This window comes from Pseudomonas sp. 9.1(2019), assembly GCF_009910445.1.
Taxonomy (GTDB): Bacteria; Pseudomonadota; Gammaproteobacteria; order Pseudomonadales; family Pseudomonadaceae; genus Aquipseudomonas; species Aquipseudomonas paraversuta.
The window spans coordinates 154,860-171,118 of the sequence record NZ_VBWF01000001.1; the positions used below are offsets into that span (position 1 = coordinate 154,860).

Here is a 16,259-nt window from a genome sequence, read left to right on the forward strand (position 1 = left end):
AGTAATTTTCGCGCAACGATATGTGTTGTCGCGATCAGGCATGGACGACAGGCCGAAATGAAAATCACGGGGGTGTATTTTCATCGATCGGGGCTAGGGCTGGGGCTGTAGGAGCGGCTTGCTCGCGAGCTGTCTGAAAAGCTCGCGAGCAAGCTCGCTCCTACAAATAGGCGGGGGGTTACTCGTGGTGGACGCGGGCGCGCTTGAGCAGTTTTTTGCTGCGCTCGGACAAATGCAGGACCCGCAGGTGTTTGCCCGCTTTTGTGTAACGCTCGCGCAGGGTGTCCAGCGCGGCAATGGCCGAGTAGTCGACAAAGCTCAGATGGCTGCAATCCAGGGTCACTCTGGCCGGGTCGCCAGCAGGATCGAACTGTTTGAGAAAGGCCGCCGTCGAGGCAAAAAACAAGGTGCCGTGGACCCGGTAAAGCTTGCTGCCATCAGTTTCCAGATAGGTGTCGGCGTACAGCTGGCGCGCCTGCTGCCAGGCGAAATTGAGGGCCGCGATGATGACCCCGCACAACACCGCAACGGCCAGATCGGTGAACACGGTGATCACCGTTACCGCGACAATCACCAGAACATCGTTCAACGGCACCTTGTTCAGCACCCGCAATGAGGCCCAGGCAAAGGTTTGTTGCGCGACCACAAACATCACGCCCACCAGCGCCGCCAATGGAATGCGCTCGATAAACGGCGACAGAAACAATACGAACAGCAAGATCATGATCCCGGCCGTTACCCCGGACAGGCGACCGCGTCCGCCAGAGCTGAGGTTGACCACGGTCTGGCCGATCATGGCGCAGCCACCCATGCCGCCAAACACGCCCGATACCATGTTCGCGGCGCCCAGCGCCACGCACTCGCGGTCCGGATAACCACGGCTTTCGGTGATTTCATCGGTCAGGTTCAGGGTCAGCAGGGTTTCCAGCAGGCCCACCAGCGCCATGACGATGGCGTAGGGCGCAATGATGCCCAGGCTTTCCAGGTTCCACGGGATATCGGGCAGGCTGAACGTCGGCAAGCCGCCGGCAATATGCGCCATGTCACCCAGGGTGCGGGTCGGCAAACCCAGCAGATAAACCGCCAGCCCGACCCCGAGGATTGCCACCAGGGCCGGCGGCGCGGCCCGGGTCACCCGGGGCAGTAAATAAACGATGGCCATGGTCAGCGCCACCAGCCCGATCATCAGGTACAACGGCGCGCCGCTCAGCCAGGTTGCGCCATCCTTGAAATGATCCAGCTGGGCCATGGCAATGATGATCGCCAGGCCGTTGACGAAGCCAAGCATCACCGGGTGCGGCACCATGCGCACCAGCTTGCCGAGCCTGAGCAGCCCGAACGCCAGCATGATCAGACCGCCCAGCAGCACAGTGGCCAGCAGGTATTGCACGCCGTGTTGCACCACCAGCGCGACAATCACCACGGCCATGGAGCCGGCAGCACCGGAGACCATGCCCGGCCGGCCGCCGAAGAGCGCGGTAAGGGTGCAAATGATGAACGCGCCATACAGCCCCATCAACGGATTGAGGTGGGCTACCAGCGCGAAAGCGATGCACTCGGGCAGCAGGGCAAACGACGTCGTGAGTCCGGCCAGGGCATCAGCGCGCAGACGTGTGAGTTTCATGGCGTACCTAAAATTCGGGGCGGGAAAAGCGGAGGGGGTATCGAAAAAAGAATGGTAACAAATTGCGAAGATGCGGGATAACCGTAGGAGCGAGCTTGCTCGCGAGCTTTTCAGCGCAGAGCTCGCGAGCAAGCTCGCTCCTACAGGTTTTTCAGGGTGTTCTTACTTCACAACCTTGCCAACCCCGCGACCACGGGGGTCAGAGGCGGTTTCCAGCTGGGTGCCGTTAACCCGGATCGCCTGTATATCACCCATGTTCCAGCCCTGATCCTCCAGGGTGTAGCCCATGGCTTTGAGCTCGTCGGCAACTTTGCCGGTGAGCGGCGCGTAGGCGTCGTAGTAGATCGTGTCTTTAGGCAGCAACTGGTGATGTACCCGCTGGGCGGCCACGGCTTTTTCCAGCGGCAGGTTGTAGTCGTAGATATTGTTCAGCACCTGGAAGATCGAGGTGAAGATCCGCGAACCGCCCGGCGTACCGAGCACCAGGGTGACCTGACCATCACGGGTCACCAGGCTCGGGCTCATCGACGACAACATGCGCTTGCCCGGCTCGATGGCGTTGGCATTGCCCCCCACCACACCAAAGGCGTTGGCCACGCCCGGCTTGGAGCTGAAGTCGTCCATTTCATCGTTGAGCAGGAAGCCCGCGCCTTTGACCACGACGCCACTGCCGTAATCCCAATTCAGGGTGTAGGTGTTGCTGACGGCGTTGCCGTCTTTATCGACAATGGAGAAGTGCGTGGTCTGATGCGGCTCAAGTCCGGGCTTGATATTGGCCGTCGGCGAAATCGCTTTCGGGTTCACTTCTTTTGCCCGCTTGGCGATGTAGGCCGGGTCGGTCAACTCGGCCACCGGCATCTTGCCGAAGTCCGGATCACCGAGGTAATCGGCACGGTCGGCAAACACGCGCTTTTCAATTTCGGACAACAGGTGGATGTAAGGTGCCGAGTTCAGTTCGACACCTTTGAAGTCCGCGGCGCGGTCTTCCTTGATGCCGATCAGTTGCGCCAGTGCGATACCGCCAGAACTTGGCAGCGGTGCTGTGTACAAGCTGTTGCCGCGGAAATCGACCCGCATCGGCTCACGCCAGTTGACCTTATAGTCATTCAGATCTTCTTTGGTGATCAGGCCCTTGTCCTGCTGCATCTGGGCAATCAGCAGGTCGGCGGTCTGGCCGTGGTAAAACTCTTTGGCGCCCTGGTCGGCAATACGTTCCAGGGTGGCGGCCAGTTCAGGCTGCTTGAAGGTTTCGCCAGGTTTCATGCTGCCGAAATAGTCGCTGAAATTGGTGGTGCCCTTGAACAGCGCCAACGCATCTTCGCGGTACTGGTATTGCTGATCGGCCACCTTGAAGCCGTTTTTCGCGTAGCCCACGGCGGGGGTCAACAACTCGCTCCATGGCAATTTGCCAAAGCGCTGATGGACTTCCCACAGGCCCATCACCGTACCCGGCACGCCAGCGGCGCGCGAGCCGACCAGGCTCAGGTTCTCGATGATTTCGCCTTTGTCATTGAGGTACATATCGCGGCTGGCAGCCTTGGGCGCCGTTTCGCGATAATCGAGGAAGTAGGGTTTGCCATCGATAAACAGGGTCATGAAACCACCGCCACCAATGTTACCGGCTTCGGGGTAAGTCACGGCCAGGGTGAAGGCGGTTGCGACTGCGGCATCGACTGCGTTGCCGCCTTTTTTGAGAATTTGCGCCGCGACTTCAGCGCCGTACTGATCCGGGGCGGCGACTGCCCCGCCTTCCAGCGTAACGGCATAGGCTGAACAGCTGGCTGCGATGGCAGCCGTCAAGGCCAGGGTTTTGAACCATACAACACGCATTGGAACTTCCTTTTATTTTTGTATAACGATGCCGAACATTGTCTGATTTCAGAAACGTTTACAAACAACAAAAGTAAAAATGCGGGCCTGTGCACAAACCGAAAAGCTATCCAAGAACAGCAGGAGCGAGCTTGGGCGCAAAAGAGCTCGCTCCTGCGGGGGGCAGAGATCAGGGGTTACAGCATTTGGTTTTTGATCCACTCCACCACGCTGCTGCGTTGCGGCGTCCAGCCCAGCAGTTCGCGGGCGTTTTTGCCGCGTACCCGGCTGTTGGAACCCAGGCCGTAGTTGGCCATTTCATAGCCCCATTCAGCTTCAGCATCGGCCAGCGGCCAGTCGTGGGCTTCACCCAGCCCCAGCACCCGGGCGATGGCGTTGCTCATGTCGGCAAACGCCGCTTCGCCACTTTCAACAAAGTAGAAAGTCCCGGCCGGGGTGTTTTCCAGTGCCAGCAGGTACAGGGCCACGACGTCGTCGATATGCACGTTGGACCAGATGTTTTGCCCGCTGCCGACATGACGCACGACTCCGCTCTTGCGGGCCTGTTTGAGCAGGCGCGGCAGTTGCACGCTGTCGCGTTTTACCCCCAGGCTGTGGCCGTAAATCAGGGTGTTGCAGATGACCGCTGAACGTACATTGTCGTTGGCCGCCGCCAGTACCAGATTGTCGATGGCAACCCGCGCCGCCTTGTCGACGCTCGGCTCGGGCAACTGACCTTCGTAGTAGACAACGTCGCTGGCCTTGCCACCCGAGGCGTCGCCAACAATGCTCGAACCGCTGGTGTGCAAAAACACTTTGCCGCTGCCGCGCAGGGCCTTGAGCAAGGCTTCGACGGCGCCCCGATGGTCGCTGCTGGCCGCATTGATCACCGCATCCGCCTGGCTGGCCTGCTTGGTGAGCAGGTCGCTGTCATCCAGGGCGCCCAGTACCGGGGTGATGCCAAGGGCGAGCATTTCCTGTTGCTGATCCGTGTTGCGCACCAGACCCGTGACCTGATGCCCGGCCTTGACCAAAGCGCTGGCAATTGAACCGCCGATAAATCCTGCTGCGCCGGTAACGAAAACCTTCATGGAGTGACTCCCGCGTGAAATAAGTGATGCCGCCAGTATCGAAGAGTGAGGGCAGTGGAAAAACCCGCCGCGGGCCAATTCAGTCTTGCGTACAGATCACTAATGCGCGGGGATTTACCCTTTGAAGTACGGCACCGCATAGCTGGCGAGCTTGTCCTGGATGAAGTCCAGAAAGCACTGAATGCGTAGCGCCAGCTGCGAGTTGCGGTAGTACACCGCGTGGATCGGCTGGCGGTAGCCGCTGTTGAATTCGCCCAGCAGCACTTGCAGGCGCCCGGTCTTGACGTCTTCATGGGTCATGAAATGCGACAGGCAGGCGATGCCCTGCCCTTGCAGCGCCAGATGGCGGACCGTCTCGCCACTGGAAGCACTGATGTGCGGCTCGATGGCCCAGCGATCGCCTTGTGCATAACGCAACGGCCATTGGTTCAAACCGTCATTTTGGGTAAAACCGATCAGGGTGTGACTGGCCAGATCGGCGACGCTGCCGGGGGCGCCGTGGCGGGCGATGTAGTCGGGGCTGGCGAGGATGCTCAAGGGGCTGCAGCCCAATGAGCGGGCGTGCAAGGTGGAATCGGCCAGGGTACCGATGCGGATCGCGATGTCAGTGCTTTGCTCCAGCAAGTCGATGATCAGATCATTACTGTTGAGCTCCAGCTGGATCTCGGGGTAGAGCTCACGGAACTCGCTGATATACGGCACGATGGCATGCAGCATGAACGGCGAGGCGGCATTGATCCGCAGACGCCCGGAAGGCGTGCGCTGGTGGGAAATCAAACGGTCTTCAAGCTCATCCATTTGCTCCAGGATCAGCTTGGCCCGCTCGAAGAAAAACTTGCCCTCCTCGGTCAGGTCCATGCGCCGCGTGGTGCGGTTGATCAAGGTGGTTTCGAGCTTGGCCTCCAGCCGTGACAAGGTACGGCTGACCGCCGAAGGGGTTTGTCCGGCCTGTTCGGCAGCCGCGGAAATGGAGCCGCACTCAATCACTGAAACAAAGATTTGCAGCTCATCGGATCTGGCTTTCACACGTGCCCCTCATTGGTAACTGCCTGCAGCGTAGTCGCTGACTCGCGAAGCGAGGCTGCGATCAGGGTAGCAATTTCACACTGATCGCAGTCCCGCGGTGCGCAATCAAACGGCTCGCAGCCGCGCTCCGCGAGTCAGCGACTACCGCAATTGCAGGCGTTAGATGGCGAACACTTGTTTCAGGTGTTGCTCGTAACGGGCGGCATCGTCCTGGGGTTGTGGACGTTTCATCACGTCGACACACAGGAAGGTCGGCAAGGCGCTCATGCCAAGGAACTCATTGGCCTTGTGGAACGGGAAGTACACCGCGTCCACGCCTTTGCCTTCGAAGAAGTCGGCCGGATCATCAAAGGCTTGCTGCGGTGCGTTCCAGGTCAGCGACAGCATGTACTTTTTGCCGTGAATCAAACCACCGCTGCCATAGCGCTGCGAAGCGTCGGAACGGGTACGGCCGTCACTGGCGTAGAGTTTGCCGTGACCTTCGGTGAAGACTTCGTCGATGTACTTTTTAACGATCCAGGGGGCGCCCATCCACCAGCCCGGCATTTGATAAATGATCACGTCGGCCCACAGGAATTTCTCGACTTCCTCGGCCACGTCATAGCCTTCATCGATGTGGGTGACTTTGACTTCGAAGCCCTGGCGATCGAAAAAAGCCAGCGCAGTGTCGTGCATGGTCAGGTTGTAGCGACCATCGGAGTGGGCAAATTTTTTGGCACCGTTAAGCAAGAGTATTTTTTTCATCATCAGCCTCATTCGGGATTAACCCTCAGCGCTGTTGAGCGGCCTTCGGGTGTTAAAGATTTAATACCTGGCAGGGTATCGATCACTGCCCTCGGGAAAAACCCGCATCGGAGCAAATCACCTTTGCTTATCAATCACGAATAGCTGCCATATTGTTGCCAAAACCTTTAACTAGCGACTAGCAGATGCATACCCAATAGCGCCATACCGATAAAAAATACGGATTTGAATAATGCGCCGCTGATGCGCTGACGCAGCCATTGACCCAGCCACATGCCGAGCATGGCGGGCAGCAGCGCCAGCAATGACCCATTGAGCTCGCCGCCACCCAGACTACCGCGCCAGTAAAGCCCGGCAGCCAGGGCCAAGGTGGAGACGCTGAAGGACAATCCCAAGGCCTGTACCAGCTGATTTTTGCTTAAGCCCAGGGCCTGCAGATACGGCACGGCAGGGATTACAAACACACCGGTGGCCGAGGTAATGATCCCGGTGATCAACCCGCAGGTTGGCCCCAGCCAGTTCTCCATCCGTGGCGCGACCCGCAGCACGGGCAGAAACAGCCCGCTCAAGGCATACAGCAACAAGGCCATGCCCAAAGCCCGTACCACCCAGCTGCCGCCATCACTGCTGAGCCACAGCATGCCAAGGCCGGTGCCCAGCAAAATCCCCAGTTGCATCGGCCACAGCCGCTTTATCAGCCCGCGTAGCCGGCCGCCCGCAGCCAGTTGCCAGGTATTGGTGACGATGGACGGGATGATCAGCAATGCCGCTGCCTGTGCCGGGGCAATAGCCAGACCCAACAAGCCCATGGCTACCGTCGGCAAGCCGAGGCCAATCACCCCCTTGACCGTTCCGGCCACCAGAAAAGTCAGCAGCACCAGCAGTGACAGGGACCAGCCAAGGTTTTGGTAGAACTCGAAGAGTGTTTTCATGGCCCTATGCTGGGCCACGGTGCCGAGGTTGGAAATGCGTCATATACTGAGCCAGCCTCTTGCATGACAAGAGGCTGATTTATCAATGCAGCGCGCCAGCAAGACCGGGGGCTGTATCGCGGCCAGGCCCGCTGCCACAAGGCAGGTGACATGGAGGCTTATGCACTTCGATCTGGTGGATTTACGGCTGTATCTCAATTGCCTGCAGACCGGCAGCATCACCGCGGGCGCCGGTCTCAGCCATTTGTCGCTGGCCGCCGCCAGTGCGCGCATCAGGGCGATGGAAGCGGCGCTGGGGGTGGCATTCTTGCAACGCAGCCGGCGGGGCATCAGCCCGACACCTGCGGGCCAGGCGCTGGCGCAACATGCCCGGCTGCTGCTGCGACAGATGGAACGCATGAATCACGATCTGGCCGAATACGCCCAGGGCTTTAAAGGCCAGGTACGGTTGCTGTGCAATACCGCAGCCCTTACCGAATATCTGCCCGAGTTGCTGGCCGATTTTGTACGCCAGCATCCCCATATCAGCGTCGACCAGCACGAATTGACCAGCCTGCGTATCACCCATGCCCTGCGCCAGGACGCCGCCGATATCGGGATAGTTTCCAATGCAGTCGATACCCGGGATCTGCAAACCCGGCCCTTTCGCGATGATCCGCTGGTGCTGGTGCTACCCCAGGAGCATCCACTCTCCAGTCTGCCGCAGCTCAGGTTCAGCGACACCTTGAGCCATGACTATGTTGGACTGTCAGCCAGCAGTGCACTGGCCGTGTATCTGGAAGAGCAGGCGCTGCACAGCGGTTGCCGCATGCAGGTGCGCATCCGGGCCGAGGGCTTTGATGGGGTCTTGCGCATGGTCGCCCGGGGCGCCGGGCTGGGCATAGTGCCCAAGGCCACCATCGAACGCTGGCAGGCACCGCGCACCTTCAAGGCAGTGCCCCTGAATGAGCCCTGGGCAGACCGCAAACTGCTGCTGTGCGCCCGCTCCTTCGAACAATTACCGGCCTGTGCGCAAACCCTGCTTGGGGCGCTATCGACCCCGGATAACCGATAAGAAACTTCCTAGAGTGCTGTTCGCCTGTATGCCTGAATTTTTACCAAGAGTAATATCCGGGGCTTGCTGACCCAACGCGGCGCCTGTCGTCCCGTTGATTTCATCATCATTGAGAATAACCACCCACAAGGCACCCGATGGCTGACGCTAACTCCCCCCCGGTCACACTCAAACGCGGTTTGAAAAATCGTCATATCCAGCTGATTGCCCTGGGCGGCGCTATCGGTACCGGGCTGTTTCTGGGCTCGGCGGGCGTGCTCAAGTCCGCAGGGCCGTCGATGATTCTCGGTTATGCGATTGCCGGCTTTATCGCGTTTCTGATCATGCGCCAGCTCGGCGAGATGATCGTCGAAGAACCCGTGGCCGGCTCGTTCAGCCACTTTGCCCATAAGTACTGGGGCGGCTATGCGGGCTTTCTGTCGGGCTGGAACTATTGGGTGCTGTACGTGCTGGTGGGCATGGCCGAACTGACTGCGGTCGGCAAATACATCCAGTTCTGGTGGCCCGAGGTTCCGACCTGGGTCAGTGCCGTGGTGTTCTTTGTGCTGGTCAACCTGATCAATACCCTGAACGTGAAGGTCTTCGGCGAGATGGAGTTCTGGTTCGCGATCATCAAGGTGGTGGCGATTGTCGGCATGATAGTGCTGGGTTGCTATCTGCTGATCAGCGGCACCGGCGGCTCCCAAGCCTCATTCAGTAACCTGTGGAGCCATGGCGGATTCTTCCCCAATGGCGGCACCGGTTTGCTGATGGCCATGGCCTTTATCATGTTCTCCTTCGGTGGCCTGGAGCTGGTGGGTATCACCGCCGCCGAAGCCAGCGAACCGAAAAAAGTGATCCCCAAAGCCATCAACCAGGTGGTGTACCGGATTCTGATTTTCTACGTCGGCGCCCTGACTGTTCTGTTGGCGCTGTACCCCTGGGACCAGTTGCTGGTGACCCTTGGCGCCGGCGGGGATGCATACGGCAGCAGCCCGTTCGTGCAGATTTTTGCCTTGATCGGCAGCAATACCGCCGCCCAGATCCTCAACTTTGTGGTGCTGACGGCCGCCCTGTCGGTCTATAACAGCGGCGTTTACTGCAACAGCCGCATGCTCTTCGGTCTGGCCGAACAGGGCGATGCACCCAAGGCGCTGATGAAGCTGACCAAAAATGGTGTGCCATTGCGGGCACTGGGGGTGTCGGCGCTGGTGACCTTGCTGTGTGTAGTGGTCAACTACCTGGCGCCGCACAAGGCACTGGAGTTGCTGTTCGCGCTGGTGGTGGCTTCGTTGATGATCAACTGGGCGCTGATCAGCCTGACCCATATCAAGTTCCGCAAGGCCATGGCGGTACAGGGCGTGAAGCCTTCGTTCAAAGCGTTCTGGTTCCCGTTCAGCAACATCCTGTGCCTGGTGTTCATGGCCACCATCGTCTCGGTGATCTGGATGATCCCCGATGTACGTGCGTCGGTGTATGCGATCCCGGTGTGGCTGCTGATCCTTTACGGGTTCTATCAAGTACGCCTGCGTACGGGCAAAGCATTGGCAAACCCGCGCTGATCCTTGCCTGACACAACAAAGCCCCGGTCCTTGTATCAAGGATCGGGGCTTTTTCGTATCCGCAGGCTGCGTATTCGGGTCACTGGGGGTCGGAACCAGACATCTGCCGGAAACTGCCGCCGGTTAGGCTGAAATCCGTGCCTTGATCCATCTACCGGAGTCCTTATGTCTGCGCCAATTACCGTACTTCGCGACACCCACCCCCTGCCCGTGCTTGATGCCTGCAAATGGGAAAAGCTCGAAGGCGATCCGCACACCGTGAACCTCAATGCCTACACCAGCGATGATGGCAGCAAAATCATGGGCACCTGGATTTGCACGCCCGGCAAGTGGTACGTGGAATACGTGAAGTGGGAGTACTGCGATTTCCGCGAGGGCTACTGCATCATCACCCCCGAGGGCAAACAACCGATTCATCTGCGGGCCGGGGATATCTTTATCGTGGAGCCGGGGATGAAGGGCACATGGGAAGTGGTTGAAACAGTGCGCAAGTATTTTGTCTTTGCCTGATTGGCACCACGCAAAAAACCGGGAGTCCGCCCGACGCGGACTCCCGTAAATGCCCTATTCGGGCTTGCGATAGCTATTGATGATGGCCGAGAAGTCCTTACCGCCCTCTCCGCGCAAACTCATTGCCTGGTACAACTGTTGCGCCACTGCGCCCATGACCACGGGCTGATGCGCCTGACGTGCAGCTTCGGTGGCCAGCCCCAGATCCTTGAGCATCAGCTCGGCACCAAAACCGCCGGTGTAGCCGCGCGAAGCGGGTGCCGTTGGCACAATGCCCGGCCACGGGTTGTAGATTTCGGAACTCCAGCAGCGTCCGGTGGAACTGTTGATCACCCCGGCCAGCACTTCGCTGTCGATACCCAATGCCGCGCCCAGAGCCATGGCTTCACTGACCCCGACCATGGAGATACCCAGCAGCAGGTTGTTGCAGATTTTAGCCACCTGGCCGGTGCCCACATCCCCACAATGGACTATGTTGCGGCCCATTTGCGAAAGGACCGGGTGCAGCGTATCGAACAGGGCCTGGCTGGCACCGACCATAAAGGTCAGGGTGCCTGCCTGCGCCCCGCCGGTGCCGCCGGACACCGGGGCATCGGCCATTTGCACGCCTTGTCTGGCCGCCGCGCCCGCTACATCGCGAGCGGTCTGCGGGTCAATGGTGCTGCAATCCACCGCAGGGACACCTTCGCCGATGCCGGCCAGCACCCCGTCTTCACCCAGCCATACGCTGCGCACATGGGCGGCAGCCGGCAGCATGGTGATCACCAGTTCAGTACCTTTGGCCGCCTCACGGGGCGAAGCGCTGACATGGCCGCCCAGGGCCGCCAGTTCAGCCAGAATGTCCTTGTTCAGATCAAAAAGGTTCAACGAGTGCCCGGCCTTGAGCAGGTTGCGCGCCATCGGTGCGCCCATGTTGCCCAAGCCGATAAATGCAATATTCATGGTCTGTGCCCTCAACGAAGATTGATGGTGGTGTTGACGCCATCATTCACGCTGTCATCGTCGAACCAGCGACTGGTGACGGTCTTGGTCTGAGTATAGAACTGCACCACTTGCTTGCCGTACGGCCCCAGATCGCCCAGCTTGGAACCACGGGAACCGGTGAAGCTGAAGAACGGGACCGGCACCGGAATCGGGATGTTGATGCCGACCTGGCCCACGTCGATTTCGTTCTGGAATTTACGCGCCGCCGCACCGCTTTGGGTGAACAGGCCGGTGCCATTGCCGAAAGGGTTGGCGTTGACCAGCGCAATGGCCTGGTCAAGGGTATCGACTTCAATCACCACCAGGACCGGGCCGAAGATTTCCTGGGTGTAGATCTGCATGTCGGTGGTGACACCCGAGAACAGGGTTGGCCCCACAAAGTTGCCGTGCTCGAAGCCCGGGACCTTGATATCGCGGCCATCCAGCTCCAGTACCGCGCCTTCCTTGATCCCGCTTTCAATCAGCCCCAGCACGCGCTCTTTCGCACGCTTGGAAATCACCGGGCCGACATCGGTACCCGCCTCGCTGCCGGCATTGACCTTGAGCTTTTGTGCCAGCGCCTTGAGGTCCGGCAACCATTGTTTGGCCGCGCCCACCAGCACCACCACCGAGGTGGCCATGCAGCGTTGCCCGGCAGCACCGAAACCGGCACCGACCAGAGCATTCAGGGTTTGCTGGCGATTGGCATCGGGCAGTACCACGGCGTGGTTTTTGGCGCCCATCATCGATTGCACGCGCTTGCCGTGGCGGCCTGCCAGGTCATACACGTGGGTGCCCACGGCGGTTGAGCCGACGAACGATACAGCCTTGATATCGGCGTGGGTGCACAGGGCATCCACCACGTCCTTGCCGCCATGGACCACGTTGAGCACGCCTGGTGGAACCCCGGCTTCAAGAGCCAGCTCCACCAGCATCAGGGTCGACAGCGGGTCTTGTTCTGACGGTTTGAGGACGAAGGTGTTGCCGCAGGCGATGGCCATCGGGAACATCCACAGCGGAATCATTGCCGGGAAGTTGAAAGGCGTGATGCCTGCACAAACGCCGATAGGTTGACGCAAGGTGTAGGTATCCACCCCGCTCGCAACGTTTTCTGCGAACTCACCCATCTGCAGGGTACCGATAGAGCACGCGTGCTCCACGACTTCCAGGCCGCGAAAAATATCGCCCTCGGCGTCGGCAATGGTTTTGCCCTGCTCGGCACTGAGCACCGTGGCGATACGCTTGGAGTGTTCACGAATCAGCACCTGCAACTTGAGCATGATGCGCATCCGCGCGCCGATCGGCGTCAGCTTCCAGGTCTGGAAGGCGCGTTGCGCTGCGGCGATAGCGGCGTTGACTTCATCGGGGGTAGCGAAAGGGACTTTGGCCAGTACTTGCTGAGTCGCCGGGTTGACGATGTCGTGCCACTCGGTGGTCTGGGACTCGACCCACTCGCCATCGATCAGCAGTCGGGCATTTTGGTACGGGGTAGTAGAAACGTTCATGGAAGTCTCCGAAATTATTGTTATGTCCGGTCACGCCAATCTGTAGAAGCGAGCTTGCTCGCAAGCAAGCTCGCTTCTACAGATTAAGTCGTGCACCGGTGCGCCCGGATTGGTCGCAGGACTGTTTTTGGAGTATAGGTGTGCGTTCTTCTAATAAGAACGCACATAAAAGCCGGTCTAACATGCAAAAAAACATCACATCGTTAAGCGCACTGAACTGGGACGACCTGAAGTTTTTTCTCGAGGTGGCCCGCACCCGCAAGGCCAGCAGCGCCGCCAAGCGCCTGGCGGTGGACTACACCACCGTGTCACGGCGTATCAGTTCGCTGGAAGCCGCGCTGGGTACCTTGCTGTTCGAAAAATCCCGTACCAATGGCTTCACCCTGACCCCTGAAGGCCAGCGTCTGCTGGGCTATGCCGAGTCAATCGAGAGCACGCTGCACATGGCCTGCGAGCAGGTTTCGGGCTCGGGCGTGGCGCTGTCGGGGCATGTGCGAATGGGCTGCACCGAGGGCTTCGGAAGTTTTTTTATCACCCCGCAGCTGAGCCACTTCGTGGATGCCTACCCGGCCATTTCCGTGGACATCTTGCCGTTACCGCACTTCATCAGCCTGTCCAAGCGCGAAGCCGACATCGTGATTGCCCTGGAGCGCCCGGAACACGGGCCGTATGTGTGCTGCAAGCTGTGTGACTACCAGTTGCAGTTATTTGCTACCCAGGAATACCTGGACCAGCACCCGCCGATTCGCCGGGCGGCCGACCTGGTGGATCACCCGTTTATCAGTTACGTCGACGATCTGGCGTTCAGTTCCGAGTTGCTGTACCTGGCCAATGTGCTGCCCGGCGCCAGCGCCAACCTGCGCAGCACCAGCGTGATCGCGCAGTTCGTGGCGGCGCAGCAGGGCCGCTCGTTGGCAATCCTGCCGTGCTTTCTGGCGGCACAGGACCCGCGTTTGCTGCCGGTACTGCCGGACGAGATCAACCTCACACGCCAGTTCTGGATGTACTGCCGGGAGGATTTGAGGAAGCTCAAGCGGATCACCCTGTTGTGGGATTACATCCGCGAAGTGACGGAGCTGAATGCACCGTTGTTGCTGGGGGAAAGTCGCGAGATGCGTTTCGCCGATTAACAGTCCTTAACGCGCAGCCGACACAGGAGAGCCGCACCTGCGTACTGCGCTGCGCGCCGCCGGCCTTAAGAAATTTAGGACAAATCCCATAGGCGCCAATTTTCACCACTCTTACTCTGCGGCTCCGGGCACCGACTGTCAGCCCCCGACCTCCGATTAGCCGAGGTGCCATGGCTTCCATGCCCTCATCCATCAAGAGTGTTCCCTCCCATGTGCATTTCCTGCGAACCGTCACCTGCACCCACCATCAATCATCGCCGTAATTTCCTCCGCCTGGCGGGGGGCGCTGCCGGCGCTTTGATGCTGGCCGGCGCGCTGCCCGCGCAACTGGCCCAAGCCGCCAGCGACGGCCCGGTCCCCAAACCGCAAAACCGGCTTGACCCGCAACAGGCTTTGACGCGGTTGATGGCAGGCAATGCCCGTTACGCCCAGGGCGTGACCCGGCGCCATGACTTCCTGACCGAGCGTGAGGCCCTGGTCAACGGGCAAAACCCCTATGCCGCCGTGCTGGGTTGCGCCGACTCGAGAATCGCCCCGGAGTATGCATTCGATACCGCGCGCGGCGACCTGTTTGCGGTGCGGGTGGCGGGTAATTTCGTGACGTCCGACGGCCTGGCAAGCCTGGAATATGCCGTGGCCGTACTGGAAACACCTTTGATCATGGTGCTGGGCCACGACAGTTGTGGTGCGGTCTCGGCCGGGGTCAAGGCGCAGAAAGACGGCGCGAAGTTTCCCGGGCAGATTCAGGGGCTGGCGGATGCGATCAAGCCCTCGGTGGCCAAGGTGTTAACCCGGCCCGGAAACCTGCTGGACAACGCCATCGCGCAAAACGTCAAAGACACAGTGGCCCGCCTCAAAAGTGAATCAAGCCTGTTGTCGGATGCGCTGGCCAAGGGAAAGCTGAACATCGTGGGTGGCATCTATAAACTCGACAGTGGCAAAGTCGAGTTGATCGCCTAGAACCCTGAACATGTGCCCGGGCTGCAGCCTTTGCGTGCTTTACGCAGGGGACCGGCGCCCGGGACATGCACCCCGCTGTTAAAAGCCCTGCTTGCTGCTGATGAACAATCCGCTCCCCGTCCCTCAGCATCCGAGGAAAAACCGCCATGAAACTCAGGACGATGCCCGCCCTTTTGTTACTGGGTGTACTGTCTGGCGCAGCTGGTGCCGCGGACATGATTGCCTTTTGGGACAAGCCTGAACGTGGAGGAAACAGTTTCAATCGACTGCCTCCCGATCAAGCCTATTTCGATGCTCTGCAGGACTATGGCGCGAGCTGGGTGCGCCTGTCCTATGACAAGTGGCAGCCGGCAGAACGGGACTACCTGATTGGCAATGCAGACCAGTACCAAGGACTGGTTGCCAAGGATCTGCAACAGCTGAAAACCACCCTGGACCGGGCACATGCCGCAGGGCTCAAAGTGGTGATCACGCCCCTTTCGCTGCCGGGTATGCGCTGGGCGCAAAACAATGGCGACCGCTTCGATGACCGCTTGTGGCAAGACAAGCGATTCTGGACCCAAAGTGCTGCCTTTTGGCGTGATCTCGCCGCAGTGCTCAAAGAGCACCCCGCGGTTGCCGCTTACAACTTGATCAACGAGCCGGCACCGGAAAAACAGGCGGGGCTGGCCGAGCACGCCGATGCTGCAAAGATGCGGGACTGGTACGAAAAACAGGTCGGCAGCGCACGGGATTTACCCGGGTTTTACCAAACCCTCATCAGCGCCATCCGCGAAGTTGATTCACTCACACCGATCATGGTGGACGCCGGCTGGTACGGTGCGGCCGATGCATTCTCATACTGGCCAGCCCCGTTGGCCGACAGCCGCGTGCTGTACAGCTTTCACATGTACGAGCCCTATGCGGCAACCAGTGCCCCCAATTTGCAACGGGCCAGACCCTATACCTACCCGGGCCTGGTGCCATTTGCTGCGGGCATGCAGAAGTGGGACCCGAACCGGGTTCGCAGCTATCTTCAGCTGCCCCTCGACTGGGCCGCACAGCACGCCATACCGGCCAACCGGATGGTCGCGGGAGAGTTCGGATGCATGCGTAAACTGCCCGGTTGTCAGCAGTATCTGGAGGATGTGCTCAGCGCACTGGAAGCAGCCAGGGTGCACTGGGCGTTTTACAGCTTTCGCGAGGACAGCTGGGACGGTATGGATTACGAGCTGGGAAGCGCCAACGTTCCCTGGGCTTACTGGAAAGCGGCTGAGGACGGGCAGCCGGACCCGGTCAAACGATCTGCCACAGCTGAATTCGAACCCATCAGCAAGCGGCTGAAGAAGAGTGAATAAAAGCCCCGGCCCCTCCTGACACTCGCACACTGA

14 protein-coding genes are annotated in these 16,259 nt (G+C 59.7%); 6 read left to right on the forward strand and 8 right to left on the reverse strand.

The features are described 5' to 3' along the window. Positions 1 to 178: 178 nt before the first annotated feature. From FEZ21_RS00645 to FEZ21_RS00670, 6 genes are all read right to left on the reverse strand, one after another. Positions 179 to 1,624, reverse strand: coding sequence for a SulP family inorganic anion transporter (locus tag FEZ21_RS00645; RefSeq protein WP_003439397.1), 1,446 nt, complete (start codon positions 1,622 to 1,624; stop codon positions 179 to 181). A gap of 162 nt (positions 1,625 to 1,786) precedes the next feature. Next, positions 1,787 to 3,454, reverse strand: coding sequence for a gamma-glutamyltransferase (gene ggt, locus FEZ21_RS00650; RefSeq protein ID WP_003439396.1), 1,668 nt, complete (start codon positions 3,452 to 3,454; stop codon positions 1,787 to 1,789). 176 nt (positions 3,455 to 3,630) lie between these two features. Then, on the reverse strand, positions 3,631 to 4,524 hold the full coding sequence (locus FEZ21_RS00655; protein ID WP_160626244.1) for an NAD-dependent epimerase/dehydratase family protein: 894 nt from the start codon (positions 4,522 to 4,524) through the stop codon (positions 3,631 to 3,633). A 114-nt stretch (positions 4,525 to 4,638) separates the two neighbouring features. Next, a complete protein-coding gene (locus FEZ21_RS00660) occupies positions 4,639 to 5,550 on the reverse strand; it encodes a LysR family transcriptional regulator (protein WP_003439394.1) in 912 nt (303 codons plus the stop codon). Between the two features lie 159 nt (positions 5,551 to 5,709). Beyond that, positions 5,710 to 6,294, reverse strand: coding sequence for an NAD(P)H-dependent oxidoreductase (locus tag FEZ21_RS00665; protein ID WP_003439393.1), 585 nt, complete (start codon positions 6,292 to 6,294; stop codon positions 5,710 to 5,712). 167 nt (positions 6,295 to 6,461) lie between these two features. Next, entirely contained in the window at positions 6,462 to 7,226 is a 765-nt protein-coding gene (locus tag FEZ21_RS00670) for a sulfite exporter TauE/SafE family protein (RefSeq protein WP_160626246.1), read from the reverse strand. Positions 7,227 to 7,386: 160 nt separating this feature from the next. Between FEZ21_RS00670 and FEZ21_RS00675 the strand changes: the two genes are divergently transcribed. From FEZ21_RS00675 to FEZ21_RS00685, 3 genes are all read left to right on the forward strand, one after another. Next, complete coding sequence (locus tag FEZ21_RS00675; RefSeq protein ID WP_160626247.1) at positions 7,387 to 8,280, forward strand: LysR substrate-binding domain-containing protein; 894 nt, start codon at positions 7,387 to 7,389, stop codon at positions 8,278 to 8,280. Between the two features lie 137 nt (positions 8,281 to 8,417). Continuing rightward, positions 8,418 to 9,821 carry an amino acid permease gene (locus FEZ21_RS00680; protein WP_003439390.1) on the forward strand — a complete coding sequence of 468 codons (1,404 nt, stop codon included), beginning with the start codon at positions 8,418 to 8,420 and terminating at the stop codon, positions 9,819 to 9,821. 165 nt (positions 9,822 to 9,986) lie between these two features. After that, a complete protein-coding gene (locus FEZ21_RS00685) occupies positions 9,987 to 10,331 on the forward strand; it encodes a cupin domain-containing protein (RefSeq protein WP_003439389.1) in 345 nt (114 codons plus the stop codon). 54 nt (positions 10,332 to 10,385) lie between these two features. On the opposite strand, the gene mmsB is transcribed toward FEZ21_RS00685, so the two are convergent. Together mmsB and FEZ21_RS00695 are read right to left on the reverse strand one after the other, a co-directional pair. Next, positions 10,386 to 11,273: a 3-hydroxyisobutyrate dehydrogenase gene (mmsB, locus tag FEZ21_RS00690; protein WP_010657277.1), complete on the reverse strand. Its 888-nt coding sequence runs from the start codon at positions 11,271 to 11,273 to the stop codon at positions 10,386 to 10,388. 11 nt (positions 11,274 to 11,284) lie between these two features. After that, a complete protein-coding gene (locus tag FEZ21_RS00695) occupies positions 11,285 to 12,799 on the reverse strand; it encodes a CoA-acylating methylmalonate-semialdehyde dehydrogenase (protein WP_160626251.1) in 1,515 nt (504 codons plus the stop codon). Between the two features lie 182 nt (positions 12,800 to 12,981). On the opposite strand from FEZ21_RS00695, the gene FEZ21_RS00700 reads away from it, so the two are divergent. The 3 genes from FEZ21_RS00700 to FEZ21_RS00710 all read left to right on the forward strand — a co-directional run bounded on the left by FEZ21_RS00700 (position 12,982) and on the right by FEZ21_RS00710 (position 16,226). After that, positions 12,982 to 13,929 carry a LysR family transcriptional regulator gene (locus tag FEZ21_RS00700; protein WP_003439384.1) on the forward strand — a complete coding sequence of 316 codons (948 nt, stop codon included), beginning with the start codon at positions 12,982 to 12,984 and terminating at the stop codon, positions 13,927 to 13,929. A 210-nt stretch (positions 13,930 to 14,139) separates the two neighbouring features. After that, positions 14,140 to 14,889 (forward strand): carbonic anhydrase, encoded by a 750-nt coding sequence (locus FEZ21_RS00705; protein ID WP_003439381.1) that lies wholly within the window; start codon positions 14,140 to 14,142, stop codon positions 14,887 to 14,889. Between the two features lie 146 nt (positions 14,890 to 15,035). Next, on the forward strand, positions 15,036 to 16,226 hold the full coding sequence (locus FEZ21_RS00710) for a glycoside hydrolase family 5 protein (RefSeq protein WP_160626252.1): 1,191 nt from the start codon (positions 15,036 to 15,038) through the stop codon (positions 16,224 to 16,226). Positions 16,227 to 16,259: the final 33 nt, after the last annotated feature.

Excerpts from the sequence above, each read along its gene's own strand:
- FEZ21_RS00670 (WP_160626246.1), bottom strand. The coding sequence starts at position 7,226 with ATGAAAACACTCTTCGAGTTCTACCAAAACCTTGGCTGGTCCCTGTCA.
- FEZ21_RS00700 (WP_003439384.1), top strand. The coding sequence starts at position 12,982 with ATGCAAAAAAACATCACATCGTTAAGCGCACTGAACTGGGACGACCTG.
- FEZ21_RS00655 (WP_160626244.1), bottom strand. The coding sequence starts at position 4,524 with ATGAAGGTTTTCGTTACCGGCGCAGCAGGATTTATCGGCGGTTCAATT.
- FEZ21_RS00695 (WP_160626251.1), bottom strand. The coding sequence starts at position 12,799 with ATGAACGTTTCTACTACCCCGTACCAAAATGCCCGACTGCTGATCGAT.
- FEZ21_RS00675 (WP_160626247.1), top strand. The coding sequence starts at position 7,387 with ATGCACTTCGATCTGGTGGATTTACGGCTGTATCTCAATTGCCTGCAG.
- FEZ21_RS00710 (WP_160626252.1), top strand. The coding sequence starts at position 15,036 with ATGAAACTCAGGACGATGCCCGCCCTTTTGTTACTGGGTGTACTGTCT.
- FEZ21_RS00705 (WP_003439381.1), top strand. The coding sequence starts at position 14,140 with ATGTGCATTTCCTGCGAACCGTCACCTGCACCCACCATCAATCATCGC.
- FEZ21_RS00665 (WP_003439393.1), bottom strand. The coding sequence starts at position 6,294 with ATGAAAAAAATACTCTTGCTTAACGGTGCCAAAAAATTTGCCCACTCC.
- ggt (WP_003439396.1), bottom strand. The coding sequence starts at position 3,454 with ATGCGTGTTGTATGGTTCAAAACCCTGGCCTTGACGGCTGCCATCGCA.
- FEZ21_RS00645 (WP_003439397.1), bottom strand. The coding sequence starts at position 1,624 with ATGAAACTCACACGTCTGCGCGCTGATGCCCTGGCCGGACTCACGACG.
- FEZ21_RS00685 (WP_003439389.1), top strand. The coding sequence starts at position 9,987 with ATGTCTGCGCCAATTACCGTACTTCGCGACACCCACCCCCTGCCCGTG.
- mmsB (WP_010657277.1), bottom strand. The coding sequence starts at position 11,273 with ATGAATATTGCATTTATCGGCTTGGGCAACATGGGCGCACCGATGGCG.
- FEZ21_RS00680 (WP_003439390.1), top strand. The coding sequence starts at position 8,418 with ATGGCTGACGCTAACTCCCCCCCGGTCACACTCAAACGCGGTTTGAAA.